At 54.4% G+C, this 20,610-nt stretch carries 14 protein-coding genes and 1 pseudogene; all 15 read left to right on the top strand.

Translation table 11 applies throughout. The features are described from left to right. Window positions 1–156: 156 nt before the first annotated feature. Window positions 157–708: a hypothetical protein gene (locus HFP54_RS25270; RefSeq protein WP_206036264.1), complete on the top strand. Its 552-nt coding sequence runs from the start codon at window positions 157–159 to the stop codon at window positions 706–708. Continuing rightward, the gene (locus tag HFP54_RS16570) at window positions 705–3,137 is read left to right on the top strand and encodes a PSD1 and planctomycete cytochrome C domain-containing protein (RefSeq protein ID WP_168566013.1); all 2,433 of its coding nucleotides are present in this window, start codon (window positions 705–707) and stop codon (window positions 3,135–3,137) included. The genes HFP54_RS25270 and HFP54_RS16570 overlap by 4 nt, the downstream gene beginning before the upstream one ends. 96 nt (window positions 3,138–3,233) lie before the next feature. Further along, on the top strand, window positions 3,234–4,655 hold the full coding sequence (locus HFP54_RS16565) for a DUF1501 domain-containing protein (protein WP_235951967.1): 1,422 nt from the start codon (window positions 3,234–3,236) through the stop codon (window positions 4,653–4,655). Between the two features lie 3 nt (window positions 4,656–4,658). Further along, complete coding sequence (locus HFP54_RS16560) at window positions 4,659–5,810, top strand: alpha/beta hydrolase family protein (protein ID WP_168566012.1); 1,152 nt, start codon at window positions 4,659–4,661, stop codon at window positions 5,808–5,810. 528 nt (window positions 5,811–6,338) lie between these two features. Continuing rightward, complete coding sequence (locus tag HFP54_RS16555) at window positions 6,339–6,503, top strand: hypothetical protein (protein WP_168566011.1); 165 nt, start codon at window positions 6,339–6,341, stop codon at window positions 6,501–6,503. Then, window positions 6,504–6,752 carry a hypothetical protein gene (locus HFP54_RS16550; protein WP_168566010.1) on the top strand — a complete coding sequence of 83 codons (249 nt, stop codon included), beginning with the start codon at window positions 6,504–6,506 and terminating at the stop codon, window positions 6,750–6,752. It begins immediately after the preceding gene. Window positions 6,753–6,883: 131 nt separating this feature from the next. Next, window positions 6,884–7,642: a GntR family transcriptional regulator gene (locus tag HFP54_RS16545; protein WP_168566009.1), complete on the top strand. Its 759-nt coding sequence runs from the start codon at window positions 6,884–6,886 to the stop codon at window positions 7,640–7,642. A gap of 50 nt (window positions 7,643–7,692) precedes the next feature. Next, the gene (locus HFP54_RS16540; protein ID WP_168566008.1) at window positions 7,693–8,874 is read left to right on the top strand and encodes a mandelate racemase/muconate lactonizing enzyme family protein; all 1,182 of its coding nucleotides are present in this window, start codon (window positions 7,693–7,695) and stop codon (window positions 8,872–8,874) included. A gap of 26 nt (window positions 8,875–8,900) precedes the next feature. Continuing rightward, window positions 8,901–9,677 (top strand): annotated as a pseudogene (locus HFP54_RS25715) (SDR family NAD(P)-dependent oxidoreductase). Between the two features lie 17 nt (window positions 9,678–9,694). Further along, window positions 9,695–10,639 carry an amidohydrolase family protein gene (locus HFP54_RS16525; protein ID WP_168566005.1) on the top strand — a complete coding sequence of 315 codons (945 nt, stop codon included), beginning with the start codon at window positions 9,695–9,697 and terminating at the stop codon, window positions 10,637–10,639. Next, a complete protein-coding gene (locus HFP54_RS16520) occupies window positions 10,636–12,372 on the top strand; it encodes an arylsulfatase (protein ID WP_168566004.1) in 1,737 nt (578 codons plus the stop codon). Before HFP54_RS16525 ends, HFP54_RS16520 begins: the two co-directional genes overlap by 4 nt. A 38-nt stretch (window positions 12,373–12,410) precedes the next feature. Continuing rightward, window positions 12,411–15,134 carry a sugar-binding protein gene (locus HFP54_RS16515; protein ID WP_206036263.1) on the top strand — a complete coding sequence of 908 codons (2,724 nt, stop codon included), beginning with the start codon at window positions 12,411–12,413 and terminating at the stop codon, window positions 15,132–15,134. Window positions 15,135–15,208: 74 nt separating this feature from the next. Then, window positions 15,209–17,905 carry a DOMON domain-containing protein gene (locus tag HFP54_RS16510; protein WP_168566002.1) on the top strand — a complete coding sequence of 899 codons (2,697 nt, stop codon included), beginning with the start codon at window positions 15,209–15,211 and terminating at the stop codon, window positions 17,903–17,905. 88 nt (window positions 17,906–17,993) lie between these two features. Beyond that, window positions 17,994–19,247: a glycoside hydrolase family 26 protein gene (locus HFP54_RS16505; protein ID WP_315853916.1), complete on the top strand. Its 1,254-nt coding sequence runs from the start codon at window positions 17,994–17,996 to the stop codon at window positions 19,245–19,247. A gap of 27 nt (window positions 19,248–19,274) precedes the next feature. Then, window positions 19,275–20,610, top strand: a 1,336-nt coding sequence (locus HFP54_RS16500; protein WP_168566000.1) for a sulfatase-like hydrolase/transferase, incomplete at its 3' end; no start/stop codon positions are given.

Raw genomic sequence — 20,610 nt, 5'->3', positions numbered from 1 at the left:
AATCAAAATTAATCTGAATTGCTCATCAAGAAGAACAGCCAAGATTTTTTGAAATCGCGCGTCCAATCTCCGCTTCGCTGTACGACAACGAACAGCTACTCCATTTTCCATTTCGCGAAGACCGAGTTCATGCACCGATTTGCGATTGCCCTAACGATGATGCTCGCCATTCCGGCGGTTGCTCGCAGCGAAGAGAGGTTTATCACGATCCAGAAAGTTCTTGGCAATCGCATTGCATTTGTCGAATCTTCCAGTGGCCGTGGCATGCAACGTGGCGGAGGCGGCCAAGCCCAAGATGCTGCACAGAACGGAGGTGCCCCAGGTGCTGGGCGCGGTCGCAGGATGCGAGGCGGTGGCATGGGGCAAGGTCGTGGGATACGAGGAGGTCGCGGCCGTGGAGGCGGGAATTTGTCGCAGACATTGACGGCGGTCATTCCGGCGGACGCAAAAATCACTGCTGCCATGCGTGAGAGGCGGACGTTTGAGTTCCGTGTGGGAATCGAATTGGCCGGCGGCATGCAGCATCCCGTTTTCACTCGCATGCAAAAGCCACTTTCGGCAAGGCTTGTCACCCAGGGGAATCGCATCACCGAGTTGAACGTGATTACGGATGATACCGACGTCAACCAACGCAATACTTCCTCGTCCGGCCAAACGGTTATCGCAGTGAAGCCGAAGCGGCCACCAAGAAAGAGGACCAGTAAATGAGAACGTGCATCTGCCTTGCTATTTTGTTTTGCTCGTCGATCGTTGCGGGTGCCGACGATCGAGCCGGAGATCAGTTCTTTGAAACGAAGATTCGACCGGTCCTGGTCAAGCATTGTTACGAATGCCATTCGACCGAATCGGGGAAGTCTCGCGGGGGCCTGAAAGTCGACACGCGCGACGCTTTGCGGCGCGGAGGCGAGAGTGGGCCGGCGATCCGTGGGCGGTCGGCACTCGATAGCTTGCTCTATCAATCCATCACCTACGATGGCGACTATCAGATGCCACCCAAAGGTAAGTTGCCGGACCAGGTGATCGCAGATATTCGTCGTTGGATCGAAATGGGAGCCCCCGACCCACGCGTCACTAAGAACGTTCCTGATGTAAAGTCTGAAATCGATGTGGCCGCTGGACGGAACTTCTGGGCTTATCAATTACCAAAGCTCGTTCGCCCGCCGACGGTGACGAATGCCTCCTGGCCACGGAATGATCTCGATCGCTTCGTGTTGGCGAGATTGGAGTCCGAGGATCTACAGCCGGTTGCAGATGCAGAGGCTGGAGTGTTGGTTCGGCGTCTCTTTTTCGTGCTGACCGGGTTGCCACCAACACCGGCTGCGATCGAGCACTGGTCGGCTGAAATCGAGGGCGACTCCACAGGCTTGAATCAAGCCGCGATTGAGAAGCTAGTGGATACTTTGTTGGGGTCAAAGTACTTCGGTGAACGATGGGGGCGACATTGGCTAGACGTCGCTCGCTTTGCCGAATCGACCGGCGGTGACTCCAACAACGTTCACCAGCACGCCTGGCGGTACCGCGACTACGTGATTGATTCTTTCAACAACGACAAACCTTTTAATCGCTTCATTATGGAGCAAGTGGCCGGAGACCTCCTGCCGATCGGCAGCGATGCTGAGTGGGCCGAGAACATTATCGCGACCGGGTTCTTGGCCGTGGGCCAGAAGCTCGTTGGCGAGGAAGACGCACAGAAATTCTATGCGGATTTGGTCGACGAACAGATCGATGCCACAACGCGAGCCTTTCTGGCGACCACGGTTGCTTGCGCGAGATGCCACGATCACAAAGCAGATCCGATTCCACAATCGGATTATTACGCCTTAGCGGGAATCTTTCGAGCAACTGAAACGCACTACGGTTTGATCAAGGCCCAGACGCGACAGGCGACCACGTTGATCGACATCACCGGCTTGGGGCCAGAGCCTGGAATCCCGGCACTGACCGCTGATGAGTATGCGGAATTGGTGAAAGCACGCGATGACGCAAGACAAACCGTTGACGACGCCATGAAGAAGATTCGCAGTGGCGAGAACGTCTTCCGCGGAACGCTCAGGCGGATTCGCAGCGATCGTGATGAAACGGAGGCGACGCTGCAAGCTTACGACTCTCGTGGGAATCCAAGGGTCTTTGCCATGGGCACCCAAGATCGCAACTTCCCGTTGCCGACTCGGTTGTTGCTTCGCGGCGAGATTGACAAACCGGCTCAACTGGTCCCGCGCGGCTTTGTGCAGGTCCTTTCAAAACCCGGTCGGCATTCGCTTCCTCCACGCATCAATGGTAGCGGCAGACTTGAATTGGCAGAGTGGATCGCAAGTGAACAAAATCCGCTGACGGCACGAGTGATTGTCAGTCGCGTCTGGTATTGGATGTTCGGTCAGGGACTGGTGCGGACCGCGGATGATTTTGGCGCTTCCGGTGAACGCCCCTCGCATCCGCAGCTGCTGGATCACTTGGCAGCCAGGTTCATGGAAAACGGTTGGTCGATCAAGTCATTGATTCGCGAAATTGCGATGTCACGCACCTGGCAATTGTCCTCTGATTTCGACGCTGCCAACTTTGATATTGATCCCGACAATCGTTTGCTGTGGCGAACGAACAAACGACAATTGGAAGCAGAATCGATTCGCGATGCGATGTTGTTCGCTGCGGGGAATTTGGATCCCGAGCGACCGCTTGGGACTTACCTGCGCAGTGTCGGCGAAGGAACGGTCGGCCAAAACGTGTTCGAGCCCGTGATTCGAGCGATTGAATCAAACCACCGTTCGGTCTACCTGCCGCGAGTCCGAAGTGTCATGCCGGAAATGTTGGAGCTGTTCGATGCACCGGATGCCGGAAGCGTCTCGGGGACCCGCGAGTCGACCTCCAGTCCGCTGCAAGCTCTGTACATGTTGAACAACGAATTTGTGGCCAGTCAGGCAGAAAGCCTTGCCGATCGACTCTTGAACCAGCCCGCAAGCCAGCGAGTCGATTCCGCCTATTTGCTTCTGCTCGGACGCCGATCCACGCCCGCCGAACGTCAGCATGCGTTCGCGTTCATGGATTCGCTCAACGATTCGTCCAGACTCGACAAGCGAGACAAGCTCCTCGCCTACTGCCAGGTTTTGATGTGCACCACCGAGTTCAGCCAAATTGATTGAATGTCGTCTTTCGCTCCGCGAAAGCAACGGTTGTCCGCGAGTTTCGCGGAGCGAAAGGCGACAGATAGCCCATGCTTTTTTAAACACTTGTTATCCATGATTTGCACGAACCATCCCACAGCACCCTCTATCTCGCGACGCCATGCCCTACAGAGCATGTCGGCTGGGTTTGGCTACTTGGCGTTTTCCGCGCTGGCCGCGGAGCAAAGTCCCGCGAGCGAATCGTCGTTGAATTCACGGTCGCCGCATTTTGAGCCTCGTGCCAAGCGAGTCATCTTCTTGTGCATGCGCGGTGGCCCCTCGCACGTCGATACGTTTGACTACAAGCCGAGGCTAGCCACCGATCATGGCAGGCCTTCCAACTACGGGACACCCTGGTGCAAATCAAGCTTTCGTTTCAATCAGCATGGCGACAGTGGACTTTGGATTTCCGAGTTGTTTCCCCATTTGGCCAAGCAAGCTGATAACCTGTGCCTGCTTAACGGCATGCATTGCGACCAACCGTCTCACGCCCAGGCGATGTTGCAATTGCATACAGGAAACTTTCAACAAGTCCGGCCGTCGATGGGGGCGTGGGCACTGTACGGACTCGGCACCGAAAACCAAAACCTGCCAGGTTTCATCTCGATCAATCCGCCAAGTAGTGTCGGCGGCGCACAGAACTTCGGCAGTGCTTTCTTGCCGGCGGCATTTCAAGGCACCAAGTTCACCGTTACTGACACCAGTGCCCGCAACCGACGAATTGATCGGATGCGTCGTGGCGAAGTGAATCCGTATGGAATCAACAATGCGGTAAATCAGCGTCTGTCGAAGACCGATCAGCGCGCGCAGCTCGATCTACTCGCCAACCTAAATCGTGAAAAATTAGCGAGGGATATCCACAATCCAGAGATTGAAGGGGCGCTGGAAAACTACGAATTGGCCTTCCGAATGCAAGATGCCGTGCCCGCAGTCATGGACACGTCGGGTGAAACGCAGGATACGCTGGCCCTGTACGGCATCGGCGAAGATCCCACCGACGGGTTTGGGCGTCAATGCTTGCTGGCCAGGCGATTTTCCGAGGCGGGCGTCCGATTCATCGAACTTGGACACGGAAGCTGGGACCAGCACAGCAATCTGCAAACTGCACTTTCAGAGAATTGCGCCGAAACGGACAAACCGATCGCGGGTTTAATTACAGATCTCCGGCGTCGTGATCTGCTGAAGGACACACTGATCTTGTGGGGTGGCGAATTCGGCCGTACGCCTTACTCCCCCGATGGCAAAGGTCGCGATCACAATCACAAGGGATTCACGATGTGGATGGCTGGTGGTGGTGTTAAAGGCGGATTCCAGTACGGCAAAACGGATGATCACGGCTACGAAGCGATCTCCGGGAAGACGCACATTCACGACTGGCACGCCACTATTTTGCATCTGCTGGGATTCGATCACGAAAAACTGACTTTCCGCTATGCGGGTCGCGAGATGCGTTTGACCGAGACCGCGGGAACCGTTGCACACGAGATACTGAGTTAAATCATGAAGAACACGATTTGGACTTCTGTGTTTGCCCTTTTCACAGTGGCCTCAGCGGCTGCCAGCGAGCCCTTGGTGCTGGAGAAAATGGGCGTCATGTTCGTGGGTGGACGTGAGGTCGCCATGACCAGCGCGGGGCGATTTGGCGGTGGAAATCAAATCGTCGACCAGGCCCCCGTTCATTTCCTGGTCCCGCCGAAAGAAAAGCGGCAAGACAAATCACCCATCGTCATGATCCCCGGTATGGGATTGACTTCTTATCTGTATCTCGGAACTCCCGATGGACGAGAGGGTTGGGCGCAGATCTTTGCCAAGGCGGGGCATCCCGTGTATGTCTTCGACGAACCAGGAAATGCGATCTCGGGTTTCGAGGTTGGGAAGATCACCGCCTCGGAAACGACACCACGCATCATGCTGTGGTCCAACGAGATCACGTGGCGTCGTTGGGGGATCGGGCCTGAACCCGGTGTTCCCGCAGAGAACACGCGATTTCCCTACAAGCATATCGATCAACTCCATGCATCGATGACGCCGGTCATGTCGGGTGGTGGCCGCAGCGGCGGTCGTGGCGGAGCTGCTGCAGGTCAGGGCGGTGCAGGCGAATTTCGACGACGCGGACGTTTTCGCGGGCAGGCAGTGCAAGAACGTGCCGAGGCCGGTTCGGCAGAGGAAAAGCAGGTTGATTCGGATACCCCGAGTGATACCGCTTCCGGCAGGCGAGGCACCAACCCCAAAGTCAACGCATTGGTCGAATTGCTGGAGAAGATTGGTCCGGCCACGATACTTGTCCATTCCGCGGCTGGGCCGACCGGCTACGCGGCGACACGCGATCGAGGAGATCTGGTCAACGGATTAATCACTGTGGAGGTAACCGGGACGCCGACGAATGCTGACGACATCAAGCAGCACTTCGCGGACAAACAACTGATCGCGGTCTACGGCGACAACTTTGACTTGCGTCCGATGCAAGGACGCTACGAGGCAAGTGCTCAAATGGTGAAACAGATTCAGGCAGCCGGTGGAAAGGCCACCATGATCTGGCTGCCCGAACAAAACATCGACGGCAACTCGCATCTACTGATGCAAGACACGAACAACGACGACATTGCGGCAATGATTCTTTCAAACCTGACGAACGCGTCATTGAGTGACTAATTGGTCTTGCTTGAACAATGAAACCGAATTTTGGTACTGGACGTCCGCATTTGATCGTACGTTTGATCCGCAATTTCTGCCGCCATCTTTGGCATGGTATGCGTCGTGACCGTGTTTCTCGTGTGTCTTCCGGGATAGAATCGCCTTTCATCGAATCGTACGCTCGTCCCTCGGAACTAGCCTCAACTATGTCCCAAAGAATTGCTGGCTGCAGTGCTCGTGCTCCGCGAACTTCGCCAGCATCGTATGCTGTCTTGAATGTATGAATGAAACGTCATGTGGCACTAATGATCGAAACTTCCAGCGGGTATAGTCGCGATCTCATGCCCGGGATCGTGAAGTACATGCGGATGCATGACGAGTGGTCTGTTTTTGTTGAGCAACGTGACTTGTGGAAGCAGCCACCATCCTGGTTGAACGATTGGCAGGGGATGGGGTTGTCTCGCGAGAAACGACGCCGAAATTGCAGGAACCAGCGGCCCCCACGACGTGGAGCTTGGGGAAGCCGTTACGCAATTGATCGCAGCCATGAATGAGGCGGGATTGGACTACATGCTGAGGAGATCTTCCTCCAGCGTGTACTACTTGTTTCCACGCTCAACCACCGGTGCAGATTTTGTGATCGGAACTTCCGAGTTGGATACACGTGCACTGGCGGACCGGCTTAGCAACTCATTCAAGTTTGATACGTAATTGTCGTTTGAGCTGATCGGCGGAACGGTCAAGAAGGAAATTCAGATCGTAGGAACGCCATTTCGGATCGAGCAATTCGAATTGACCGACCAGGCTTTCGATCAGTCCCGATTCGCTCGCCGACGAAAAGTGTCGCCCGGTGGAATGGAAGTTTGGATTTCCACCGCCGAGTACGTCAGTCTGCAGAAGCTGATTTGTTCTCGGCTACGAGATCTCGATGACCTCAAGTGGACCGGAGCCTGCCCTTAGTCGGCGTTAACACTGCTCTAGTGCGGGAACGGTTCTTCCGCTGTTAACCCGGCTGTCAGAAACAAACCAAGGCGGCTTTGAGCGGGAGGCATCCGATCCGCGGGTGCCGTCGTTTGCCTGGCGAACCCACGTTGTATACAATCGGTACCCAACATGACCACAAGACGTTATCGGAGTCAAAAACGTTGGAAATTGCCGCGTCAAAGAGCCTTGCCACGACCACCAGTGACCGGGTGTTCGCGGTCTTGAAATCCCGAATCCTCAGTGCCGAATACTCTCCGGGCCAGCCGCTGACCGAGCTGGGAGTGGCTGACGACTTGAAGGTCAGCCGGACCCCCATCCGCGAGGCACTTCGCCGTCTGGAGCATGAGCACCTGGTCCAAATTCTGCCGCGCAAAGGTGCCATCGTCGTTGGAATCTCCGCAGAAGACATCAACGAGGCTTATCTGATTCGGCAAGCGCTGGAGGGTATCAGTGCGCGACGTGCCGCCGAGTTGCTCAGCGATTCCGCCCTTGCACATTTGCAGGAACGCATGGCCGTGGCATCAGCAATGCTTGCCGATGGCGATCGCGCCGGCGCCTCCGATGCAACGGATGAATTGCACCGAGTGGTCCTGAGTGTGGGAGGTACGCCTCGACTGCTGCGAATGGTCGCCAACCTGAAGGAGTTGACCGAGCGGTTGCACGAACTCGCGTTATTGGTTCCCAATCGACTTGAACGATCGATCGAGCAGCACCAAGAGGTCTTGGAAGCGCTGAAGCTGCGCGACGGTGAAGAGGCGGAGCGACGAATGCGCGAGCACATCGCTAGCACGCTGACAGATGTTTTGGCTGCCTTTCGAAACCGTCAAGTTGGTACGGCAGGTTCCGTTTCCACCGCCAGTGACTGAAACCAGAGCCGAAGACACCATGCCAAGTATCAATTCACCGAGATGAATGGATGAAGATTCAGTCGGTAAAGACCTATGTGCTGACCGTCCAGCTCGGCAACGATCGGTTTTATTCATCGCAATGCGCGTTTCCCGAACGTAATAGCTTGCTGGTTCGCATTGAAACAGACGACGGTGCGGTCGGCTGGGGTGAAGGTGGTCAGTACGGTCCCGCGGAGCCGGTTGCTGCATGTATCGATCATGTACTTGCACCCGAGATCATTGGTCGGTCACCGCGTGAGTCGGGCAGGATCTGGGAGGAACTCTATGCGGCGACTCGTGACTTCGGCCAGAAGGGCTCTTACATCGAAGCGATCTCCGCTATCGACATCGCTTTGTGGGACCTGAAAGGTCAATCGTTCGGTGTTCCGGTCCACGAACTACTGGGTGGTGCTTTTCGCCAAAGCGTGCCTGCATATGCAACAGGCTGCTATTACCGAGGCGAAGACGTCAAGGAAATTGAGCGAGGACTGCCGCAACTTGCGGAAGAGGCCCATTCGTACGTTCAAGCAGGCTTTGATTTGCTGAAGATTAAGATCGGCCTGGTCAGTATTGAAGACGACCGCCGGCGTCTGGAGGCTGTTCGTAGCGCAGTGGGACCGACAACCGGGATCTTGGTCGACTGCAACCACGCCTACAACGCGACGACGGCGATACGCATGGGCCGCGTTCTTGAAGAATTCGGTTGCCTGTTATTCGAAGAGCCTGTGCCGCCAGAAGATCGTGATGGTTATCGACGTGTGCGTGAGACTCTGGACATCTCGATCGCCGGGGGTGAAGCGGAATACGCGCGTTGGGGATTTCGGGATTTGATCAGCAGCGGATGCGTGGATATTGCCCAACCCGATCTTTGCGTTTGCGGTGGCTTTTCCGAATGGCAAAAGATCAACGCGATTGCCTCGGCGTACGGTGTCCCCGTGCTTCCACACGTGTGGGGATCGGGAATCGCATTGGCAGCAGCTCTTCACGCGATCGCCGCTTTGCCGCCGATGCCGCATACGGCCAATCCGATTCCGCTGCAAAACGAGCCGGTCGTCGAGTTCGATCAAAACCACAACCCGCTGCGTGACGATTTGCTGACGCAGACGATCGCGATTGGTGCGGACGGAAAGGTTCCCGTACCACAGGGAGCCGGGCTGGGTGTAACGGTCGACGAATCGACCTTACGACAATTCGCAAAACAAGACTCCTAAAGCGTCGCAGAAGCAAAAGAGTTGTCATGAGACGATTCGAAACGAAAAACGTCATTGTCACCGGCGCCGCGATGGGGCTGGGGAAGAGCCTGGCCGAGCAGTTTGCTGCGGAGGGTGCTCGATTGGTCGTACTGGATCGACAAGATCCCGCCGCATCCGTCCAAGACTTGCGACGCCTTGGTGCGACCGCTGACGGCTTATCCTGCGACATCGCCGTGGAAACGGACGTGACGAAAGCGGTCGCCGACGCAGCGCAACTTCTGGACGGGAAAATCGACATCCTGATCAACAACGCTGGATTCAACGGAAAGGCGCAGTTGCTTCAGGACATGAAACTCGAGGACTGGGACTAAACGCTTCGGGTCAATCTGACCGGCACGATGCTCGTCACACGTGAAGTATCGCACCACATGATCGCTCGCAAATCGGGTCGGATCATCAACATCGCCAGCAATGTTGCCAGGCGTGGTTTGCCCTTCCGAGCGGATTATGTCTCAAGCAAGTGGGCGCTAATAGGGCTGACGCAGACGCTTGCACTGGAGTTGGTAGAACACGGAATTCGTGTGAACGCTGTCTGTCCGGGTCCGATTGAAGGCGAGCGAATTGGACAACTCGTTCGCATGCACTCCGAAGCAGAAGGTGTCGATCTTGCGGCGATGCACAAGGCCTGGGAAGACGTGCCGATGAAGCGGTTCATTCGCCCGGAGGAGGTAGCGAACGTCGTCAAATTTCTTTGCGGTGAAGAAAGCAGTGCTATGACCGGGCAAGCACTCAACATCACCGGCGGAATGATCATGACTTGAGCTTTGAGGCGTTTGCGATGCATGAAGAAATCCCGATCATCGACGCGCACGTTCATGTGATTCCCACGGTCCGTGGCCGCAATCGCTTCGGCAAAGTGGTTTCAGGCCGTTGTGGATGTGTAAATCGTGGTGCAGAGTTCGTGCCCATGTTGCCGACCACATGTGTCGATTCCAACTATCCGGTTGAATCATTGGTCGAGCTAATGGATCGGTCAGGCGTAAAGCAAGCCGTACTCCTGCAGAACCCCACGCTGGGTACCTGCAACGAATACATCGGTGACTGCACACAGCGATATCCTGATCGGTTTTGCGGAGTCATTCAGATCGATCCCCGAGACCCGCTCGCGACTAAGACGATTCGCCAATTCGTCTCGCCCCGGCATCACACGTTGAAAATGGAGATGAGTTTTGATTGGGGTTGGACCGGCTTGTATCCCGATTTCCGGATCGATTCTGCGGAGATGGATGGAATTTGGCAGACGGTTGCCGATGAAGGTCTTGAAGTGATCATTGATCCGGGACCTCCAGGGAATCTTGGCTATCAAGTCGAAGGCTTTGATGCGCTGATCTCGCGAATGCCCTCGACGCGTTTCGTGCTTGCACATCTGGGCTATCTACCCGCAGATCAATTGTCTGACACGGTCGCGTTGAAGCGTCGTCAGAGCCTGCTGGAACTCGGGCAAAGGGACAACGTTTGGCTGGGCTTATCCGCCGTGCCAACCCTCTTGGAAGAAAGCTATCCATGCCCTGAGGTCGCCCGTCTGTTGCGCGAAGCGGTAGGGTTGGTCGGGGCCGAAAAGCTGATTTGGGGATCCGACGCACCGGTAACGCTAAATCTGCACACGTACCAACAGTTGATTGATACGGTTCGCTGCGATTCGGACTTGCTGTCGGCGACACAGAAACGACGGATCCTTCACGACAACGCAAAGACCGTTTTTCGAGGATTGAATAACCAATGAAACGCTTCGTATTTACAACTCTATTTACGTGCTATGCCTTTGCGGCTGTTTCGCTTGTCGCTTCGGAGCGTCCCCCGAACGTCATCCTGATTCTGACGGACGATCAGGGATATGGTGATTTCGGATGTCACGGTCATCCAGCATTAGAAACGCCGGAGATGGACCGCTTGTATTCCGACAGTGTTCGGATGACCGATTTCCACGTCGATCCCACTTGCTCGCCCACCCGAGCGGCATTGATGACCGGTAAGTACGCCAGCCGCGTCGGCGTATGGCACACGCTTCAAGGACGCTCAATTCTACGTCACAACGAAACGACACTGGCCGACAGATTCCGTGACGCCGGTTATCGCACTGGCATTTTTGGAAAGTGGCATCTTGGGGACGCGTACCCTTATCGGCCCCAAGATCGCGGTTTTGATGAAACGCTGATCCACGGCGGTGGGGGTATCGGGCAAAACCCAGATTACTGGGGCAACACCTATTTTGACGATCACTACTGTCGGGATGGACGGTGGGAGAAGTTCAACGGCTACTGCACCGACGTATGGTTTCGCGAGGCAACACAGTTTATTGAGCGAAATCAAAGCGAACCGTTCTTCTGCTACCTCCCGCTGAACGCCCCCCACTTCTGGTATCGAGTGCCCGATCGATACGCCGAGCCGTATCTCGAACTTGGCATGGAAGAATTGCGAGCTCGATTCTTCGGGATGATCGCCTGCATTGACGCAAACCTTGGGCAATTGCGAGATCGGCTTGGCGAGCTTGGGATTGCCGACAACACGATCCTGATTTTCATGAACGACAACGGACACGGCGGCCCCACGCCCGGTAAGCCTTCGCCCTACGCCTATCATGCCGGATTGCGGAAATGGAAAGGCAGTCCGTATGACGGTGGGCATCGCGCCGCATGCTTCGTTCATTGGCCCAATGGTGGCCTCACCGGTGGCCGAGATATCCCAGAACTCACCGCACACTTCGATCTCACTCCGACGCTGATCGACCTTTGCGGTTTACAGCCTGCAGCCCCAAACGACATCGACGGATGTAGCTTCGCGGGACTGCTTCACGGCGAACAAGTGACTTGGCCAGATCGCACCTTGTGTGTCCACAACCCTCGTGTTGAGCGACCGGAAAAGTGGTTGAAGTCGGCAGTTATGACGGAGCGTTGGCGGCTGGTCGAAGGAAAACAACTCTTTGACATCCAAACGGATCCGGGACAGGAAAACGATATCGCTTCGAAGCATCCCAAGGTCGTTGAAGAACTTCGATCCAAATACCTGGATTGGTGGAGTACCCTTCAGCCCCGCTTCGACGAATTTTGTCGCGTCTACATTGGCGCAGCACAGGAAAACCCGGTCAAACTAACCTGCCACGATTGGCACAGTCGGTCATCTTTGCTGACCTGGAATCCTGACGTCATTGCCAACCGCCAGCAAACCAATGGTTGGTGGACAGTCCAAGTAGAACGCCCCGGAACCTACACCTTCCGCTTGCAAGAATTGCCCGACGAAGCTGAATCCACCGAACCGATCAGGGCGGAACGTGCGAGACTTCGCATCGGTGCGATAGATCAAGAACTAACGATTCCCGCAAATGCAACATCGGTTGAGTTCAACATCGATCTTCCCGCCGGACCATTCACCATGAAGACTTGGCTGATCGAAGATTCAGGTGATTCGCGAGGAGCCCCCTTCGTCCATGTAAACCGACACGACAAGAGCGGTCAGTGAACCGGATCTCCAATGGCAACCACCAACGCCCCACTGCGATGAACAGAAGACCTGAACGAATGCACTGGTTTGCATTACTGATGCTCGGTTGCGTTTGCTTTCCGTCGAGCGGAATGGCCCAGATCAAGTATTTTGACTTGATGAAGAAGGAACCCGAAGTTTTCGACATCAAGCTGGCGACGTGCAATCAAACCTTGTCACCTCCCGTTGTGAATGGAGTCCTGGACGACGCTGCCTGGCGCAGGGCAACCCGATTGTCCGATTTTTCCAATACCATTCAGCTAGGTTCAAACAACAACCTCCAGGAAACCACCGCGTGGTTGACCCATGACGACGACTATCTGTATTTCGCATTCTCTTGCCAAGAAGAGCAAATGCAGAGAGTGCGGACAGAGACGGTTCGCTATGACGATCCCGACATCCTGTTTGACGATCGCATCGAAATTTTGCTGGATCCGCAACACAACCACAAGAACATCATCCGTTTAGCATTCAATGCCAACGGAATCACGTACGACACCACGTTTGATCGCCCGGTCCAGTATTCCGTTTCATGCATTAAGGGTGACGATCGCTGGAATACGGAATGGCGAGTAAAGACACAGCAACTTGATGATCGCTGGACTGCCGAAGTGGCTATCGCCATGGATCGCATCTATCCCCATCCCATCCGCCCCGGCACCACTTGGGGTTTCAATATTGTCCGAGACCGTCACTCACGTTTCTATCATGGTCCGCGTGCTGGCGGCGGAGCCAAACCGCATGGAACGCAACAAATGACGGCCTGGCAACCGGTCGACGGCAATGTGAAAGGAAGCTTTTCCGATCGCTGGCTGGAACCCAATGGCTATGCGGACTTGGTCTTTGACCAGAACGACCTAGCTGTTTCCAGACTTGCCTTTCACGAAGCGTATGCGAACTACAACGGAAGCGTTTGGCACAAACCACAGTTCTTTGGCGACAACCCGCTTGAAGTGACGCTGCAAAATCACTCTGGCCACTCGATGGATCTTCTTTTGGTTAGCCAAACAACCGACTACCGTGGGGATTCAATCCGCATTGAGAAGGACGTCTCATTGAACGCGAAAGACTCGCGTACGGTTACAACCTTGATCCCGATCCGCGACTGTGAACGTCAACAGTTTTCATTATCGGTCGTCGACAAAGACGCAAACGCGACTCTGTACAGCACGTCTTATGATACAAGGGTTCCACCGTTCGTTGAATTCGATCTATCTGCGATCTATTCGAACAGAACGAAAGACAAAGAAATAGCTTTCAGCCCGGTGGTTATCCCCGAAGCCATCGACGGCTGCAGTATCTCTTTTGATTTATACCGCACCAACGAACCGGCTCCCATCGCTACAGATCGAAAATCGAATCTGAAACCGTATCTGTTCGAAACTTGCTTCGAGGGATTCGATTGGTCATCCCTACCATCGTCGAACTACACCATCACCTGTCGACTGCGGGATCCAACAGGGAAAACTATCGGAGAATTTGATCACGGATTCACCAAACACCGCACAGAACCGTGCAGCAACTTGCATGCTTCGGAAACCCAGTACAGCTTCGGTGGCCAAGAGGGCAAGGCCACGGTGGTATCCTTCCCCGCCGGTGAACGATTCGTTTTCTGGGAACATTCTTCCTATGTTCCCTGGTGGGACCTCGAGAACATGGCCGTCACCTACGAGTTCATGGAGTGCTGGGGCTTTGGCAACCAGGGATGCAGCGAGCCGATGCAGGACAAGGAAAACCGTTACTCCAAAGTCGACATCATTGAAAACACGCCGGCGCGCGTCGTATTGCGTTGGCGATACGCACTGGGTGACCCGAATTACCAGATCATTTTCAATGAATGGGTCACCGAGTATTACTACCTTTACCCAGATGGCTCCGGCGTTCGAGACATTCAGTTCTGGGCCAACAGCGATGTGCGACACGAAATCCTTCAGCCTCAATACGTCTTCCCCACCGGTGTCATCCCGCGGCAGATGTTCGAAGACATCACTTGCAAGGTTTTCAATTTTGACGGTGAATCCGTTGTCAACCGAATCGATGCGCCAGTATTGAAGCATCCCGAACAAGCGAAAGATTGGAAGGAGGAAGTGATGCGGATCTTTCTGAAAGACCGCAAACATCCCTATCTGATTTGGTCGAAGCGAGAAGACATCGTCCCGAATTCAATCAACAAGGGCCTCGTTGTTGGCGACGTCGGACGGTCCATGGGCGGGCACTGGCCGATGCAACCGATGAACGTGGATGTCTACAGCGTCGTCGGAACCGACCGGCCGTATCACAGTTGGCTCGGAAGCGTCCACGTTGTGCCCGATCCCAAGACACAGCCGAATCGATGGAAGCACTTGATCGGTGTGTGTGATCAAGGTGATGAACAACTCATCACAATCGGCACGAACTGGCTTTATCCGCCATCGGTGCATACGCAATACGATGGAATTTCATTCACTGGTTTCGATGCAGCCCAAAAGGCGTTTGTCTTCCACCAGAGCCATGAGGTTCCGGAGCTGAATTTTTGTTTTTCAGGAGAGGAGGAGACGGTCTTTCACCCCGTAGTGATCCTGGAAAATTGTTTTATGGAGATCCAGTCCATCAGCATAGATAACGAAGCGTTGGCCCCAGAGGAGTACAAGTCTGCAACGATTACAACAAGTGGCGATGCAGGCAAGATCATCTGGCTGGACCGAGAGATCCCCATTGAAACAACATTGTCGATCCGATTCACCAGCACCACGGGCAGGTAGATTCAATGACTACGACTTTTCGATCCATCAGCCTTTCGATCCTCGTACTCGCGTGCAGTCCCTTGTCCGCGCAGATGAAATACCTGGACCGGATGGATGCGGGACTGAAGAATTTTTCATTGCGGAAGCTTGTTGCACTGCGAGCCGACCAACCGCCGGTATTGGATGGAAAACTCGATGATGACTGCTGGAAAGAGTCGAACGTTTACACTGACTTCCAGAAGACTTGTGTCGGCCCCGGCGAATTGGTCGCTAATCAGACGAATTTCTACGTCCTTTTCGACCAACGGTATCTGTACGTCGCGTTTGAATGTTTCGAAGACGACATGTCGGGTCTACGGACCAAGGCATTCATCCAGGATGACGAGCAAAATATCCAAGGCGACGACCGAGTGGAGGTATGGTTGGACCTGGACCACGACCATTGGCAGGCGGTGAACCTGGTGTTGAGTGCCTCGGGCGCCACGATGGACCAGACGATTGAACGGCCGGTTCAATACGCATTTTCGTCCAACTACAAACCACAGTGGAACGGAAAATGGCATAGCAGCGTTTCCCGATACGACGATCGCTGGACGGCCGAAATCTTCATTGATGTCAACCATATCAGCAACCGCAAGAACTTTGACGGAAGAACGTTTGGCCTTCTTGCGGGGCGAGGGAGAAGCAGTCGCGTTGGAAACCAAATCCAGGTCAAGCAGAGGCAGCAGACACAATTCCTTTCCGCCGAGCAAAAGAATGCTGTGAGCGAAAGAAACACGTTTGATTACGCGAGGTTTGCTGAATACAGTTCCATTCCCTACTGCGAGGACCGTACCGACCGAATGAATACCTACGCGGGGTTTTCATCTCCGATCCGTTTTGCGGATTTAGTGTGCGGAGAAAACCCTCTGGCCGTGAGGTCGATCGCCTTCAACGAGGCCCACGCCAACTATAGTGGAGGGGTTTGGCAAAAGCCGATGTTTTGGGGCAACAACCCGCTGCGACTGCATCTTGAAAACACGAGCGAGAGTGCATTGAACATCGCCGTGGAGGTTGCCACACAGGACCAAAACGGGGATAGAGCGCTGAACCGCCAAACGCTGAAAATTCCCGCTGAAGAGAGTCTACAAGTCACCACAGAGATAAAGATTCGAGACTTCGATTTCCAATCGTTTGAGGTAAAGATTTCGGATGCGAACACCGGACGCCTGTTCTATCACACTTCTTACATGAGCCGAGTGCCGCCGTTCGTCGAATTCGACCTGGAGGCGGTCTATCTTCCGCAGGAACAATCGGGACGCATCCGGTGCATTCCGGTGATGCACAACGCAGACACTTACAACTTGACTGTGTCACTCATTCGCCAAGAGACAGGGGAAGTAATCGCCTCAGAATTGTTGACCGAGTTCAGCAGCGGAAATGACTACATCGTTTGCCTTGGTGACCATGACATCAAGAACCTGCCGGCTGGCGACTACGCTTTGCTATGTCAACTGATCGACGCGAGGGGATTGGTCGCCGGCAAGTTCAAACAACTTTTCACGAGAAAAGTGTACGGCGACGACAGATCGTTCAGCGCTCGACGGGAAACGTACAGCTATGGCGGAGTCAAGGGAGACGCCGTCGTGGTTAGCTTTCCCAACCGCAAGGATATGGTGTTCCCTGAGCATACGTCCTATATCCCCTTCTGGGATTTCAACAATGTGGGTGTCAGCTACGAATTTGTGGAGGCCTGGGGATACGGTTCACAGAGTTGCAACGAACCGATGCAGGACAAAAGGAACCGCTATACCCGCGTCGAAATCATTGAGAACACACCGAGTCGAGTCACCGTTCTTTACCAGTACGCATTGAACAACAACAACTACAAGATCTATTTCAACGAATGGGTCGATGAGCTGTACACGTTTTATCCTGATGGCACGGGAACCCGAAATGTCAGAATCTGGGCGAACACCGACCTTCACCACACGACTTGCCAGCCACAGTACGTGATACCACCGGGGATTTTGCCCGAAGCCATACTCGAACCGGTGATAACCCGCGTATCGAACATCCAAGGTGAGAACGTTGAGAATCGCCTGGGCAGCGAGGTGACGGTCAAGGGATACAACAAGAGCTGGAATGAAGAGATTTTGAGAATCCCATTGAAGAATCGACCGGATGCCTTCCTGGTGCTTGGTAAGAACCAGGGCCTCGTCGATAACTACGTCACCAGCAATTTCCTTTATCAAAACGAAGACAGCCGAGATGTGCGTTTTAACTTGGGCGCACACTGGCCAATGTCGGAGATTGACATCGATGTCTTCAACATCGTGTCAGTCAACCGACCGTACCATAGCTGGATTGGAAACATGCGCATCAACACCAGCACGGAACGTGAACCGAATGAGGTCACGCTTTTGATTGGTGCCACAAACCAAGATGATGACCATATTCGCCTGGTGGCAAGTTCCTGGCTCTACCCCGCTCGCGTTGTGGTCTTGAGTCATAACGCCGTCGACACCGGATTCAACCACGTGAAGAAGGCATATGAGCTTACCCTGCAGAAGGGATCACTTCCCAAGGTAGAACTAAGATTCTTACCGCAGAAATTTGAAACGATCATCAATCCCGCCATCATGCTACGCGGTTTCCACAGGAGTCCTGCAGATTGCGAGGTCTTTATCAACGGGAACAGGCTGGCCGCTGATAAGTACAGCCTAACCTCCATCGGTAGTAACGATTCGGACATGTTGATCTGGATCGACAAGGCCGTTTCCGCGCAGGACACCATTTTGATCCGCTGATCGCCAGCCCGGCATGTAGCGTGGTCGAATCCGCCGATTCGCGAATTGCAGTAGTCACATTCAAGCCCCCCTGTTCATTCCAAGCATCATGATTCATCGAAACAAGATTGGAAGCTGTACGATGCGACTTAGAGAACGGCACCAGCACGACGTTCCTGTGGGTCGGTTCCGGAAAAACATCAAGGAAGGTTGGCATTCACTACGAACCGTTTTAATCTTTTGCATCTGTTGGGGAGTCGTACTCCTGATGGGGCATTCAACCTCAAGGGGCCAATCGGATGGAAACGCGACGATCGAGACTCGGAATCTCTATGCGAACATGAAACGCATGAGTGGAAGGGGAATCATGGTCGGCCATCAGAACACCCAAACAATGTTTCGTGACGGGCGAAACTTTGAAAACGTGCCTCCGTATCCCTCCGATTGCGTCAGGGCAGTGGGCGAGTACCCGGCCGTGCATGGATTCGATTTCAATCCAGTGAATCGGGAGCACAACCTGATTCGAGATGAGATCATCGACGCCCACCTACGTGGTGGGATCATTACGATCAGCTGGCATGCTCACAACCCGCTTTCCGGAGGCGGTCACAAGGACCGGGCGGGCAATCCCATGCGAGAGATCACACCTGGTGGTTCTGCTAACAAGGCGTGGAGATCAGAGCTGGACAAAAAGGTGAAGTTTTTCAAGGGTCTTACGGTTGATGGTGTGAAAATCCCTGTCCTGTTTCGCCCCTTTCATGAGCACACCCACAACGCGTTCTGGTGGGGCGTTAAGTCGTGTAGTTCAGAGGAGTATGTCTCTGCCTATCGCTACACGGTCGACTACCTTCGCGACAAGGGAGTCGACAACCTGTTGTTGGTCTATTCGCCGTATTCGGTTACCCGTACCGGCGAAGAAGAAATGCGTTCGAGGTATCCGGGAGACAAGTACGTCGATTTTGTAGCTGTCGACCACTACGGCAACGAAATCTACAGGGACGGAGAAGAGCCCTGGGAGGTTTTTTACCACGAATTCCTGGAGAACTGCGAGATTACGGCGTCTTTTGCCCAGAAGCACGAGAAGCCAGTTGTCATCGCGGAGATCGGCGTAAGAAAGGGCCTAAAGAATTCGTCAAAGACGAGTTGGTACGTCGACCTGCTAGAAATGCTGAAGTCCGACGCCCACGCCCGCCAGTTCGTCTATATGTTGCTGTGGCAAAATGGCCCAGAAAACTATTGGGTGCCGCTTCCGGGCGACCCACACCATGCGGATTTCAAGTCTTTCCATCAAGATCCTTACACTCTTTTCGAAACAGATCTTCCGGATATGTACCGTGCTCCGTCGACAAAAACCGGACGCTAGGCTCTCAACGACAAACGGGACCTCCCTATGAATTTGAATCGCAACCTGAGCCGCCTTTGCCTTGTGTTTGCCATCGCGATCTTGGGGCCAGCACCCGCTGAGGCGTCTTCCAATCCGAACATCCTCTTGATCTTATTGGATGACATGGGGATTGGAGACTTGAGTTGCTCGGGGAATTCCGTGTTCGAGACTCCTCAAATTGATCGTTTGAGCAAACAGTCGATTCGCTTCGAGAACTTCTTCGTCAATGCGTCATGTTCCCCCACTCGGGCGGCCTTGATGACGGGTCGCTACTTCGTTGACGCTGGCGTTTGGGGGGTTCACGGTGGGCGCGAATACATGCACACCGACGAAGTGACGCTGGCCCAAGCATTGCAACGTGGTGGTTACGCGACCGGCCTATTCGGCAAATGGCACTTGGGTAAATCCGAAGACACCAAGCCGTATCGTCGCGGCTTCGACGAAAGCATTCACTTGGTTGGGCGATTGTATGCGGACACGGATCCCATTGTGGAGCGAAACGGTATTCAGGAGTCGCCGAAAGGATGGAGCGTCGACCTGGTAACCGAATGGACGAAGGACTTCATACGGCGCAAACAAGCAGAAGGGAAACCATGGTTTGCGATGGCGAGCTATCCGCAGATTCACACCCAGTGGACCGCCAAGGAAGAGTACATCGAACGATACCGTGGGCGAGGATACAGCGAGGGATTCGAGCTTCTTGCAGGGTATGTCGCACAGACGGATGAGGGCGTCGGACGTTTGATCGAATCGATTACCGAGAGCGATCTTGCACAGAACACGGTGGTTGTCTACTTGCACGACAACGGCCCCATCAACCGGATGTCAAACAACTCGCAATTCATCGCTGAAGACGAAGCGGTCATCCGGAACGCAATGAAACTGCGAGGACAGAAGGGGCAAGTGTGGGACAATGGTGTGCGTTCACCGTTGTTCATCCGGTTGCCTGGCGGCCACGGTGGCGTTTCAATCGCCGACAATGCCCACGTCATGGACTTGCTGCCCACGATATGCGAACTGGCCGGTGTGGAGATACCCACCGACACTGCGGGTCCGCTTGCCGGGCGAAGCTTGAAACCGCTAATGGATCTTGGCGAAAACGCTAACTGGAGCGATCGCTACCTCATGGGCACCCGGCCGACGCCCACCTGGGGAACGAAACCCTTCACCAGCAGTGGCATGCACAAGGCAATGCCGATCCGACAGCGTTCCGTTCTGCGTTACGAGTTTCAAGACAATATCTCCATCCGCGATCAACGTTTCAAATTGGTCAAATTCAAAGACGACGAGATGTTTTTCGACATTCAAAGTGACCCGTCGGAACTGGTGGACCTAAGCGATA

The sequence above is a fragment of the Crateriforma spongiae genome (assembly GCF_012290005.1).
GTDB lineage: Bacteria > Planctomycetota > Planctomycetia > Pirellulales > Pirellulaceae > Crateriforma > Crateriforma spongiae.
Note: the sequence above shows the minus strand (reverse complement) of the source record. Positions and strands in the feature narration are given on the sequence as shown.